This is a genomic window from Burkholderia sp. MSMB1078WGS, assembly GCF_001528895.1.
GTDB lineage: Bacteria > Pseudomonadota > Gammaproteobacteria > Burkholderiales > Burkholderiaceae > Burkholderia.
Genome location: NZ_LPDI01000038.1, coordinates 92,254 through 104,913 on the forward strand (window position 1 = coordinate 92,254; position 12,660 = coordinate 104,913).

Consider the following 12,660-nt stretch of genomic DNA (forward strand, 5'->3'; position numbering starts at 1 on the left):
TTATTTTTCCAACCGATGGCGAGCGCAGCCTGCGTCTGCCTGATCCGACTCACCCGACGGACCGTCAGCGGTCCCGCTCCGGAGCCCTTTGCCATGCTGATCGCCAACCCGCGCGCATCGCGCACACCCTATCCCAACGCGCTGCGCCGCGTGATGAACATCGCGTCGGCCGACGAAAGCGGCGCGTGGCTGTCGCACTGGCCGCTCGTCGGCCACACGCGCACGCCGCTGCGCGCGCTGCCCGATCTCGCCGCGCGGCTCGGCGTCGCGAGCGTCAGCGTGAAGGACGAGTCGTGCCGCTCGTCGCTCGGCAGCTTCAAGGCGCTTGGCGCGCCGATCGCGCTGGTGCGGCTCGTGAAGCGGCTGCGGCGCACGCAAGAATTCGATCCGCGGGGGCTCGTCACCGGCCGCTATGCGTCGACTCTGGCCGATCTGACGGTGATCAGCGCGACCGACGGCAATCACGGCCGTGCGCTGGCCGCCGCCGCGCGCGCGATCGGCTGCGGGTGCGTGATCGTGCTGCACGCGAACGTCGACGCCGAGCGCGAACGCGCGATCGCGGCGTACGGCGCGCGGATCGTGCGCATCGCGGGGAACTACGACGAATCGGTCGTCTGCGCGGCGCAGCTCGCGCAGGCGAACGGCTGGTACGTCGTGTCGGATACGTCGTACGACGGCTACGAAGCGATTCCGCGCGACGTGATGCAGGGCTACGGCGTGATCGCCGCCGAAGCGGCCGCGCAGGCGGCCGCGGACGACGGGCGACCGTTCACGCACGTGTTCCTGCAGGGCGGCGTGGGCGGCCTCGCCGCGGGCGTCGCGAGCTACCTGTGGGAGCGCGACGGCGTGCAGCGGCCGCGCTTCGTCGTCGTCGAGCCGCGCCAGGCCGATTGTCTGTACCAGAGCGCGCTGGCCGGGCGCGCGACGAAGGCCACCGGCAGCGTCGATTCGGTGATGGCGGGGCTTGCGTGCGGCGAGGCGTCGCCGCTCGCGTGGGATTTCCTCGAGATGTGCATCGATCATTTCATGCTGATCGACGACGAAGACGCGGTGCAGGCGATGCGCAGCCTCGCGGCCGGCAGCGAACGCGACGTGCCGCTCGTCGCCGGCGAATCGGGCGCGGCCGGCGTGGCCGGGCTGGACGTGCTGATGCGCGACCCGGCGCTCGCGCGGCAGGTCGGGCTCGATGCGCATGCGCGGGTGCTGGCGATCAACACGGAAGGGGCGACCGCGCCGTCCGTGTACCGGAAGTGCGTCGGCGAGACGGCCGACGCGGTGCTCGCGCGTCAGCGCGAGTGGCTCGGCCGCGTGGCGGTGGCAGCCTGAACGACATGACGACCGACGAGGCGAACGCGATGGACGAAACCGACGCAATCGAAGCAAGCACGCTGCAAGCGCAACTGAAGACCTGGCGCCGCCATCTGCACCGGTATCCGGAGACGGGTTTCGAAGAGGTGAACACATCGGACTACGTCGCGCGCATCCTGACCACGCTCGGGCTCGACGTGCATCGCGGCATCGGCGGCACCGGGCTCGTCGCGAACCTGACGGCCGGCACGGGCACGCGCGCCATCGGCATTCGCGCGGACATGGATGCGCTGAACATCGCCGAGCACGCGCCGGGCCGCGAACACGCGTCGCGCACGCCGGGCAAGATGCATGCGTGCGGGCACGACGGCCACATGTCGATGGTGCTCGGCGCCGCGCAGCTGCTGGCCGAACGCAAGGATTTCGACGGCACGGTGCGCTTCATTTTCCAGCCGGCGGAAGAGCACGGCCGCGGCGCGAAGGCGATGATGGCCGACGGGCTGTTCGAGCGCTTTCCGGTCGACGCGATCTTCGGCGCGCACAACATGCCGGGCATGCGCGCGGGCACGTTCTCGACGCGTGCGGGCGGCATCATGGCGAGCGAAGACAATTTCGTGATCCGGATCGACGGGCGCGGTACGCACGCGGCGCGGCCGCACATGGGCATCGATCCGATCGTGATCGGCGCGCAGATCGTGCTCGCGCTGCAGACGATCGTGTCGCGCAATCTCGACCCGGGCCGGCAGGCGGTGGTTTCGTGCACGGAATTCATCACCGACGGGCTGCGCAACGTGTTGCCGTCGACCGTGACGATCAAGGGCGACACGCGCAGCTATTCGCGCGACGTGCAGACGTTGCTGGCCACGCGGATGCGCGAGATCAGCGAAGGGATCTGCCGCACGCACGGCGCGACCTGCACGTTCGAGTACACGCACGAGTTCGCGCCGACGGTGAATTCACCGGAATGGGTCGAGACGGCCGTGCAGGCCGCCGCGCAGGTCGCGGGCGCCGACGCGGTGAACGCCGACGTGCAGCCGATGATGATCTCGGAGGATTTCGGCGCGTTCCTGCAGGCGGTGCCGGGCAATTTCATGTTCATCGGCAACGGCGAAGCGGCCGGGCTGGGCGGCGTGCCGCTGCACAACGCGACGTACGATTTCAACGACGAGATTCTGCCGGTCGGCGCGCGGTATTTCGCGGAAGTGGCGCGGCGCGCGTTGCGGGCCGCGTAGCGGGCGGGAGGGCCCGGTACGCGCTCGCGCGAGTACCGGGCCTTGCGTCAGCGCGTTACACCAGTTCGCCCAGACACGCATCGAACTGCGCGACGAGCCGGTCGACATCGTCGGCGGTCGTTTGCGGGCACACGAGCATCATGTTGTGGAACGGCGTGATCAGCACGCCGCGATTCAGCAGGTACAGGTGCACGATGTGCTCGAGTTCGCTGTCGAGCTGCGCGCCGGCCAGCGTGCCGTTGCGCGGCGGTACGGGCGCGAACTGAAACTCGGTGCGCGCGCCGATGCGCGTCACGCACCACGGCAGCCCGTGTTTCGCGATCGCATGTTCGAGGCCCGTCGCGAGCCGCGCGGCGAGCGCGAACATGTGCGCATAGGCGGCGTCGGTCGCGACTTCGGCGAGCGTCGCGCGCATCGCATGCATCGCGAGCATGTTCGCGGTGAGCGTCGTGCCGATTCCCGAATGGCCGGGCGGCGCGTTCAGCTTCGCCTGCTTCGCGCGTTCCGCGAATTCGGCGCTGAACCCGTACACCGCGCACGGCACGCCGCCCGCGATCGGCTTGCCGACCACCAGCATGTCCGGTTCGAGACCGTGCGCGACCGCGTAGCCGCCGGGGCCGCTGCTGATCGTGTGCGTCTCGTCGATCACCAGCAGCGTGCCGTGGCGGCGCGTCAGTTCGCGTGCGGCCTCCCAGAAGCCCGGGTCGGGCAGCACCATGCCGATGTTCGTCATCGCGGGCTCGGCGAGCACGCATGCGACATCGCCGTCCTTCAGCGCCGCTTCGAGCGCGTCGAGATCGTTGAATTCGACGACGCGCGTGTGCGCGAGCAGGTCGTACGACTGTCCGAGCAGGCTGTCGCGCTGCACCGGGCGGCCGTCGACGAGATCGACGAACACGTCGTCGACCGTGCCGTGATAGCAGCCGTTGAACACGACGATCGTGTTGCGGCCGGTGGCCGCGCGCGCCCAGCGCAGTACGAAGCGGTTCGCGTCGCTCGCGCTCAGCGCGAATTGCCAGACCGGCAGATGGAAGCGGCGCGCGAGTTCGCGCGACACCCAGGCGGCGTCCTCGCTCGGCAGCATCGTCGTGTAGCCGCGCGTGGCCTGCTCGGCGAGCGCGCGGGCGACGGGTTCGGGCGCATGGCCGAACATCGCGCCCGTATCGCCGAGGCAGAAATCGACGTAGCGATGACCGTCGACGTCGGTGAAGGTCGCGCCGCGGGCCTCCTTCACGTAGAGCGAGAACGGGGTCGACCAGTCCTGCATCCAGTGCAACGGCACGCCGAACAGCAAGTGCTCGGACGCTTCCGCGGACAGTGCGCGGGAAACCGGCATGGCTTCGGCGAACGCGTGGCGCTCGCGATCGAACAGCGCGCGGGCGCGGATGAGGTCGACTCCGTGGCGGGTAGGCAAAGGCGGCTCCTCGACTGTGGGAATGGACAAACGATAGCGCGGGTGGCGCGGGGCTGACCAGAGGCGGAATTACCGAGGCGGGTCGGCGGCGCGCGGGCAGGAACCGTACCGTTGGAGAGTGGTGGCCGGAGAGGATTGAGTGGAAGTTTTTGCGCATAAACATACGACAACATATCTCTGGAGCCTCATCCGTCGATGTGAGTGTGCGCACACATTCGATATATAACCCCATATATAACAGGGTAAACGACAAATACATACGTCACCCCAATCGCGTCTAGACTCCATCACGTAGTACGACGACGTATAAATCGCGATCCGCCGACCGGCGCATCGACCCCCTCTACCCCGAAGGAGTGCCCATGGCCGCCCATCGCCGCCGTTCGTCTTCGTCCGCCCGATCGCCCGCATCGAAACGGGTATCGCGCCGCGCTTTCATCGGTTGGACCGGCGCGCTCGCCGGCGGCGCGATGCTCGGCGGTCCGTTCGCGGCCGGCAGGGCGCTGGCGAAGGGCGCGACACCCGATGCGTCGGCGGTCGATCTCGTGTGGGGCGAGCACGGCGCGGCGGCGCGCATCGCCGCATCGCTCGCGCACGTGTCGCGGCTCGCGCGGCGCGGGCGCGACTTCGACGTGACGCAGTACGGCGCGCGACGGTGCGCGACGGTCGCGCAGACGTCGCCGTACCCGGCAGCGAAATCGCCGGTCAGCCCCGGCTCCGAGCTGACGGTCGCGCCCGGCGCATTCGATGCGCGCCCGGCGTTTCTCGCGGCGATCGACGCATGCCGGCGGGAAGGCGGCGGCCGGGTCGTCGTGCCGTCCGGCACCTGGTACTGCGCGGGGCCGATCGTGCTGCAGAGCAACGTCACGTTCCATCTGAGCGCGAACTGCACGATCTACTTCAGCCCGAACCCGGCCGATTACGCGAAGGACGGCCCGGTCGATTGCGGCGCGAACGGCCGGCTGTACTACAGCCGCTGGCAGGCGAACGATTGCCTGAACTTCGGTGCGCCCGTCTACGCGCGCCACGCGACGAACATCGCGCTGACCGGAGAAGGCCCGACGTCGGTGCTCAACGGGCAGGCGATGACGCCGTTCTCCGGCAGCGGCGCGAACAGCGTGTGCTGGTGGACCTACAAGGGCTCGTCGGGCGCGTACGGCGCAGGCGCGACGGTGCCGGCCCAGAACTACGCGAACCCGAACAACGTCGACCTGCGGATCGTCGCGCCCGCGATTCCCGTCGCGCTCTATGCGCTGCTGACGTCGCCCGTCACGCCGTGGCAGCAGGACCAGAACTACCTGCCCGCGCTGTCCGAGGCCGGCGTGCCGGTGGAGAAACGCATCTTCGGCCTCGGTCATTACCTGCGGCCATGCATGGTCGAATTCATCGGCTGCACGAACGTGCTGATGGCGAACTACCAGACCCAGAACACGCCGTTCTGGCAGCACCATCCGACCGCGAGCCGCAACGTCGTGATTCGCGGCGTGACGACCAACAGCATCGGCCCGAACAACGACGGCTTCGATCCGGACGCGTGCACCGACGTGCTGTGCGAGGACTGCACGTTCAACACCGGCGACGACTGCATCGCGATCAAGTCGGGCAAGGACCGCGACACCGAATACGGGCCCGCGAAGCGGCACCTGATCCGCAACTGCACGATGAACAGCGGGCACGGCGGGATCACGCTCGGCAGCGAGATGGGCGGCGGCGTCGAGCAGATCTATGCGACGAACCTGTCGATGCTGAACGCGAACTGGCAGACCAACCCGCTGAACATCGCGATTCGCGTGAAGACCAACATGAATCGCGGCGGTTACGTGAAGGATTTCCACGTGAAGGGCGTCACGCTGCCGAACGGCGTGACGCTGAAGGGCGGCGGCTACGGCAGTGCGCTGCTCGCGGGCAGCCCGGTCAACGCGAGCGTCCCGCTCGGCGTCGTCACGCCGTCGGCCGGCAATCCGTCCGCGGCGCAGGGCGGCATCGTCACGTTCGACTGCGACTATCAGCCGGCGAACGATGCGGTACGCACGCGCGCGCCGGTCGTGCAGAACGTGACGATCGCCGACGTGAAGGCGAACAACGTGACGCTGAACGGCGTGAGCGCGTCGTGCTTCCAGGCGATCGTCGCGCAGGGGCCGGTCGCGTTCGACTACAACGGCACGCCGCCCACGCCTGCGGTGCAGCCGATCTCCGGCGTGACGATCGCCAATTGCGACTTCGGCACGCCGGTGGCGTCGGGCACGCCGACGGTTACGTCGCCGGGGCCGATCTATGCGTTCAACGTGAGCGCGATGACGCTGACGAACGTGACGATCGCCGGGCAGATCGTCAACGCGACGATCACCGACACGCGGTGAGATGACGTCACGTCGCCGCGTTCGCGTGCAACCGGCCGGCGCCTGCACGCGAACGCCGATGTGTCATGCCAGCGTCTTGATCATGTAGTGCTCGTCGTAGAAGCGGCCGTCGACGCACATCGAGCGCGGCTCCGTGCCGAACCGCACGAACCCCTGCGATGCATACAGCCGCTCCGCGGTGTGGTTGACCTCGTTTACGCACAGCATCAGTTGGCTGCATCCCCACGCGTTCGCCGCATGCGCGGTCGCGCTGTCGAGCAGCGCCTGGGCGATGCGTTGCCCGCGATATGCGGCGTCGACGTAGACACCCCAGATCGTCGCCTTGTGCGCGATCTTCGTGCGCGCATCGCGGCGCACGCCGGTGATGCCGACGAGCGTCTCGCCGTCGAACGCACCGAACACGGCCTGTACCTGCGTCGGCGTGAGGCGCTTCGCGAATTCGTCGACCGGCACCTGCGATTCTTCGTCGAGCGTCGGCAGGAAGGATGTGGGCGCGGTGTCGACCGCACGCAGGCGGACGGCACGGAAACAGGCGGCGTCGGCCGCGTCGAGCAGGCGGATCGTGATCGTCATCGGGGGCGTTCCGGTTGAGGGGCGTGCTTGCCCGCGCGCGCCGCTGCGGCGAGCGCGGGATGCTCGTCCTTATCCTAACGGGAATCCGGATGTCGCGACGTGATGCCCGCTGCGGGCACGAACGTGAACCGGGAAGACGGTGATGACGGCGGGTCGTGCCGCCGTCGACGAGGGACGCCGGGCGCGTGTGCCGTTGCGCCGAACCTGCACCCGACGTCGAATGCTCGGCATGCGCGAGATCGGCTCACGCGCACGCCGCTGGCATCAATAGCGCGACAGCTGATTGCCGTTGATCTGCACGCGGTCGCCCGGACGCAGGTTGCCCGGCGACTGCACGTCGAACGAGCGCATCGAGCCGTCGCTGACCTGCACGTCGATCCGGTAGCTGCTCGGGCCTTGCGCGGCGCCCATCTGCTGGCCGATCTGGTTGCCCGCCACCGCACCGCCGAGCGCGCCGATCACCGTTGCCGCATCGCGGCCATGACCGCGGCCGAACTGGTTGCCCACCAGGCCGCCGACCAGCGCACCGACGACGGTGCCGGCGACACCCGACGGGCCGACCGAGCCGTTGACCGGCTGGATGTTCGCGACGGTGCCGTATTGCGTGCCGTACAGGTTCGCGTATTGCTGTTGCCGATTGCCATACGAGTCATACGGCTGCGAGCCGTATTGCGACGGGTTGCCGTATTGATCGTACGGTTGCGGCGCCTGGTTCGGATACGCCGGCTGCTGCTGCACGTAGCCCGGTTGCGAATACGCGGGCTGCGCATAGCCGGGCGTCGCGTATTGCTGTTGCGGATAGCCCGGCTGCGCGCCGTAGTAGCCCGGCGCGACGCACGCGGTGAGCGGAAGCGCCGCCACGGCGACGAGCGAGGCGAACAGAACGGTCTTCGTGGAAGGCATGCGCATCATGTGTTTCCTGCATCGGCAACGTGTCCGCCGATGGATTCCCGACACGGGTGGCGAACTCGGCGTGAGTATAAGGAATGGGCGAATGCGCGTCCGGTGCGGCCGGGTAACAACGTGTAAAGTCTGTTGCCGCGTAAATCGCCGATCGGGCGGGGCGTCGAAGCCCCGCCCGGCAACGCGGCGACGCGGCTTCCTCCCGGCGCTCGCGTGCGGATGATCCGGGTGATCCGGGTGATCCGGGTGATTCGGATGATTCGGGCGATTCGGGCGATTCGGGCGATGCGCGGCCGCCGACCGGGTCGGCCCTTTCCACGTCGATCGTGCCCGCCGTCGCGTCCGGTCCGGCGCGCCTGCGCGCCGCACATCGCGAAATCGAATGCGCGGCATCGCGACATTTAATTGGCCTCGGGCAGCGGCGTCCGATATCGTGGCCGGATTCCTGCCAAAGGTCGCGCCGCGCCGGCCGCGGTTCCTTCCCCTGTCCGCGCCGGCGTCGCGCCGCGACCCCCCATATTCCAGGCCATGACCGAACGATTCTTCATCAACGCCGTCGACGCCGGCGGCCAACCCGTCAACCTCGTCGTCCGCGACGGCCGCTTCGCCGCGATCGGCGCCGATTGCGCAGCCGCGCCCGGCGCGCAGACGATCGACCTCGACGGCCGCGTCGTGCTGCCCGGTTTCGTCGACGGCCATATCCATCTCGACAAGAGCTTCGTCGGCGATCGCTGGGTGTCGCACGAACCGGCCGGCTCGCTGCGCGAGCGGCTTGCGGCCGAGAAGCGCCAGCTCGCGGCCGCGCCGCCGATCGTCGAGCGTGCGAACGCGCTGATTGCGCAGGCCGCCGCGTTCGGCACGATCGCGATGCGCAGCCACGTCGACGTCGATGCGACGACGGGCCTGTCGAACCTGCACGCGGTGATGGCCGCGCGCGAACGATGGCGCGGGATCGTCGACATCGAACTGGTCGCGTTTCCGCAGGCCGGCGTGATCGCGTGCCCGGGCACCGCCGAGCTACTCGATGCCGCCGTGCGCGACGGCGCGGACGTGGTCGGCGGGATCGACCCGACGACGCTCGACGGCGATGCGGATGGTCAGCTCGACATCGTGTTCGGCATCGCCGAGAAGCGCGGCGCGAAAATCGACATCCACCTGCACGAGCCGGGGGAAACCGGCATTGCGCAACTGCTGCGGATCGCGGCGCGCACGCGCGCGGCCGGGCTCGGCGGGCGCGTGAACGTGAGCCATGCGTATGCGCTCGGCCAGGTGAGCGATGACGACGTGCGGCGTACGGCTGTGGTGTTGGCCGAAGCCGGCGTATCGATCCTGACGAATGCGCCGGGCGACTGCGCGTTCCCACCGGTGCAACGGCTGCGCGACGCGGGCGTGCACGTGTTCGCGGGCAACGACAACATCCGCGACGCGTGGTGGCCGTACGGCAACGGCGACATGTTGCAGCGCGCGATGATGGTCGGCTACCGGTCGGGCTTCTACACCGACGAGGCGCTCGGCGTCGCGCTCGACATGGCGACGCACGCCGGCGCGCGCGCCATCGGCAAGGACAACTACGGAATTGCGGTCGGCTGCGACGCGAGCTTCGTCGCGGTGCGCGCGCCGAATGCGGCGGCGGCCGTCGCGGGCGTGCCGGCCGAACGCTGGGTATTCCGCCGCGGCGAAAGCGATACGGGCGCCCCGTTCGCCCCGTCGTTGCGCTTTACGCGCTGACCCACCCGAGCGGCGGCACGGCGCGCGCCGTGCCCGGCTTGCACCGACCGACCCGACCGGACCCGACCCGACATGACGAACCTGCTGATCCGCAATGTCCGCACGAACGCCGACGCCGCGCTCGATATCCTGATCGAAGGCGATCGCATCGCGCGCGTCGGCCCGTCGCTCGATGCGCCCGCCGGCTGCGCGATCGAGGACGGCGCGGGCGCGTTGGCGCTGCCCGGCCTCGTCGAAGGCCATACGCACCTCGACAAGACCCACTGGGGGATGCCGTGGTATCACAACCAGGTCGGGCCGCGCCTCGTCGACCGCATCGAGAACGAGCGCCACTATCGCGCGACGAGCGGCCATGACGCGGGCGCCGCATCGCTCGCGCTGGCGCGCGCATTCCTCGCGGCCGGCACGACGCGCATCCGTACCCACGTCGACGTCGATACCCAGGCCGGGCTGCGCCACCTGAACGGCGTGCTGGCCACGCGCGAGACGCTGCGCGGGCAGGTCGAGATCCAGATCGTCGCGTTTCCGCAATCGGGTGTCCTCAAGCGGCCGGGCACCGATGCGCTGTTGTCCGACGCGCTCGACGCCGGCGCCGACCTGCTCGGCGGGCTCGATCCGTGTGCGATCGAAGGCGATCCGGTCGAGGCGGTGGACGTGCTGTTCGCGATCGCCGCGCGCCACGGCCGCGGGCTCGACATCCATCTGCACGAGCGCGGGTCGATGGGCGCGTACTCGCTCGACCTGATCCTGCAGCGCACGGCGGCTCACGGCATGCAGGGAAAGGTCACGATCAGCCATGGTTTCTGCCTGGGCGATATCGCCGAACGCGAGCGCGATGCGCTGCTCGCGCGGATGGCCGAGCTCGGCGTCGCGATCGTCACGACCGCGCCGGCCTCGGTGCCGGTGCCGCCGGTGGCCGCGTGCCGTGCGGCGGGCGTGACCGTGATCGGCGGCAACGACGGCGTGCGCGATACGTGGACGCCGTACGGCTCGCCCGACATGCTCGAGCGCGCGATGCTGATCGGCATGCGCAACGATTTCCGCCGCGACGATGCGCTCGAAGTCGCGCTGGACTGCGTGACGCACGGCGCAGCGCGCGGCTGCGGCTTCGCGGATTACGGGCTGCAGCCGGGCTGCCGCGCGGACGTCGTGCTCGTCGATGCGCTGACCTTCGCCGAGGCCGTCGTCGCGCGGCCGGTGCGGCGTCTCGTCGTGTCGTCCGGGAAGATCGTCGCGCGCAACGGCGCGCTGGTCTGAGAGCAGGTGGCCCGCTCGGGTGCGTCAACGCGTCCGGGCGTGCGTGGGCGGTGTCCTCGGTATGATCGGGCCTTCAACGATTCGACCGGGAGATCGAGATGCGACGCATGGCAGCAGTACGGGCGACACGATGGATCGCGGCGGCGATGTTCGCGGTGACGGCCGCGCATGCCGCGGCAGCCGGCGCGAGCGACGCGCAGCAGGAGGCCAATCGCCGCACGGTGCTGGCGTTCTACGAGAAAGGCTTGAACGAGAAGGATGCGGACGCCGCGCTCGCGTATGTCGGCGATCGCTACGTGCAGCACAACCCGAACGCGGCCGACGGGCGCGACGGTTTTCGCCAGTTCGTCGCGTTTCTGCGCGACAAATATCCGCAGTCGCACAGCGAGATCAAACGCGCGTTCGTCGACGGCGACTACGTGATCCTGCACGTGCACGCGGTGCGCGAACCCGGCACGCGCGGCAGCGCGATCATGGACATCTTCCGGCTCGAGCACGGCAAGATCGTCGAACACTGGGACGTCAACCAGCCGGTGCCCGAGCAGGCGGCGAACGGCAACACGATGTTCTGACGCGGGGCCGTGCGCCCGGATCGGGCGCATTTCGCTTACCGCCCTTCGAGTTCCAGCATCGCCGCGAGCGTCTTCGTCAGCGCGCCGACCATCGGGTCGGCCGTCGGCCGGTGCAGGATCGCGATGTCCATGTGCTCGATCGGCGCGAAGCCCTGCTTCGCGGTCAGCACCACATGCTCGTCCGTCACCACGCGCGCGGGCAGCACGCTGATGCCGAGGCCGTCCGCGACGGCCGCCTGGATCCCGCTCAGGCTCGACGTCGTGAAGCTGATCCGCCAGCGGCGGCCGCGCTCCTCGATCGCCTTGATCATGTCGTCGCGGTACAGCCCGCGCGGCGGGAACACGACGATCGGCACCGGGTCGAGATCGATCGACGGATGCTTCGCGCTGTCGATCCAGCGCAACTTCTCGGGCCAGCGCACGACCGCCTCGCGGCTGTCGCGCCGCTGCTTGATCAATACGAGATCGAGTTCGCCGCGATCGTACGCGGCGCTGATGTCGCGGCTCAGCCCGCACGTCACTTCGAGCTTCACCTGCGGATGCTCGCGCTTGAACGCCGCGAGCGCATGGGTCGTGCGGCCCGCCGCGAAATCGTCGGGTACGCCGAGCCGGATCGTCAGCGCGACCGTCGCGCCCGACAGCGCCTCCAGCATCTCGTCGTTCAGCGCGAGCATGCGCCGCGCATAGCTGAGCACCGTCACGCCCGCGTCGGTCGGCCGCACGTCGCGCGTGCCGCGGTCGAGCAGGCGGTGGCCGGCGATTTCCTCGAGCCGGCGCACCTTCTGGCTGACCGTCGACTGCGTCGAATGCAGGCGCGCGGAAGCCGTCGTGAAACTGCCGCAGTCGGCGACCATCACCAGCGCGCGCAGCAGGTCGATGTCGAACAGGGGTCTATTCATTTTTGTACTTCTGTGGATTCGAGCATTTCGTTTTCAAATGCGTGCGACGACTTTTAACATGGCCGCACATCGCAGGCAATCGCGGTTTCGCCGGACCCGGCGCGGGGTTTCGCGACGCCACGGGCGGCGCAGATCGGGTGGGGGCGGGAGGGGCGAGTTGGTTACGACTGCCTCTGAGGTCGTTTTCGATGCGGTATAGGCTGCCTCGTCGATTCCGCTGAGGTCTCCTCGTTGAGGCTCCGCTCTGATCGCATGTCCAGACATCGGGTGCGCGGTGGATATTCGGACAAGCGCCCGCTATGGGGGACGTGCGACACACAGGGTAAACACCCGCCAATCTCGTAAATCAGCCATAAATAAAGCGTCGCCCGGTCTTTCCGCGTCCGCTTGACCTCGGTCCATCCCGTCTCCGCT

General features: G+C 69.0%; 10 protein-coding genes. 6 read left to right on the forward strand and 4 right to left on the reverse strand.

What is annotated here, in order from left to right; all coding sequences use genetic code 11:
* Positions 1-93 precede the first annotated feature (93 nt).
* Positions 94-1,326, forward strand: coding sequence for a diaminopropionate ammonia-lyase (locus tag WT24_RS09010; RefSeq protein WP_059499562.1), 1,233 nt, complete (start codon positions 94-96; stop codon positions 1,324-1,326).
* A 29-nt stretch (positions 1,327-1,355) separates the two neighbouring features.
* Positions 1,356-2,540 carry a M20 aminoacylase family protein gene (locus tag WT24_RS09015; protein ID WP_060033230.1) on the forward strand — a complete coding sequence of 395 codons (1,185 nt, stop codon included), beginning with the start codon at positions 1,356-1,358 and terminating at the stop codon, positions 2,538-2,540.
* A gap of 55 nt (positions 2,541-2,595) precedes the next feature.
* Here the strand turns inward: WT24_RS09015 and WT24_RS09020 are convergent, their stop codons facing one another.
* Entirely contained in the window at positions 2,596-3,954 is a 1,359-nt protein-coding gene (locus WT24_RS09020) for an aspartate aminotransferase family protein (RefSeq protein WP_060032820.1), read from the reverse strand.
* 362 nt (positions 3,955-4,316) lie between these two features.
* Here WT24_RS09020 and WT24_RS09025 point away from each other — a divergent pair, with 362 nt between their 5' ends.
* Complete coding sequence (locus tag WT24_RS09025) at positions 4,317-6,314, forward strand: glycoside hydrolase family 28 protein (protein ID WP_060032823.1); 1,998 nt, start codon at positions 4,317-4,319, stop codon at positions 6,312-6,314.
* Positions 6,315-6,377: 63 nt separating this feature from the next.
* Here the strand turns inward: WT24_RS09025 and WT24_RS09030 are convergent, their stop codons facing one another.
* Positions 6,378-6,887, reverse strand: a complete 510-nt coding sequence (locus WT24_RS09030) for a GNAT family N-acetyltransferase (protein ID WP_059499559.1) — start codon at positions 6,885-6,887, stop codon at positions 6,378-6,380.
* Positions 6,888-7,151: 264 nt separating this feature from the next.
* On the reverse strand, positions 7,152-7,799 hold the full coding sequence (locus WT24_RS09035) for a glycine zipper 2TM domain-containing protein (protein ID WP_060032826.1): 648 nt from the start codon (positions 7,797-7,799) through the stop codon (positions 7,152-7,154).
* Between the two features lie 519 nt (positions 7,800-8,318).
* Between WT24_RS09035 and WT24_RS09040 the strand changes: the two genes are divergently transcribed.
* The 3 genes from WT24_RS09040 to WT24_RS09050 all read left to right on the forward strand — a co-directional run bounded on the left by WT24_RS09040 (position 8,319) and on the right by WT24_RS09050 (position 11,347).
* Complete coding sequence (locus tag WT24_RS09040; RefSeq protein ID WP_060032829.1) at positions 8,319-9,518, forward strand: amidohydrolase family protein; 1,200 nt, start codon at positions 8,319-8,321, stop codon at positions 9,516-9,518.
* A 72-nt stretch (positions 9,519-9,590) separates the two neighbouring features.
* The gene (locus tag WT24_RS09045; RefSeq protein WP_060032833.1) at positions 9,591-10,775 is read left to right on the forward strand and encodes an amidohydrolase family protein; all 1,185 of its coding nucleotides are present in this window, start codon (positions 9,591-9,593) and stop codon (positions 10,773-10,775) included.
* A gap of 98 nt (positions 10,776-10,873) precedes the next feature.
* Positions 10,874-11,347 (forward strand): nuclear transport factor 2 family protein, encoded by a 474-nt coding sequence (locus tag WT24_RS09050; protein WP_059792719.1) that lies wholly within the window; start codon positions 10,874-10,876, stop codon positions 11,345-11,347.
* A 35-nt stretch (positions 11,348-11,382) separates the two neighbouring features.
* On the opposite strand, the gene WT24_RS09055 is transcribed toward WT24_RS09050, so the two are convergent.
* The gene (locus WT24_RS09055; RefSeq protein WP_034205875.1) at positions 11,383-12,246 is read right to left on the reverse strand and encodes a LysR family transcriptional regulator; all 864 of its coding nucleotides are present in this window, start codon (positions 12,244-12,246) and stop codon (positions 11,383-11,385) included.
* Between the last annotated feature and the right edge of the window lie 414 nt (positions 12,247-12,660).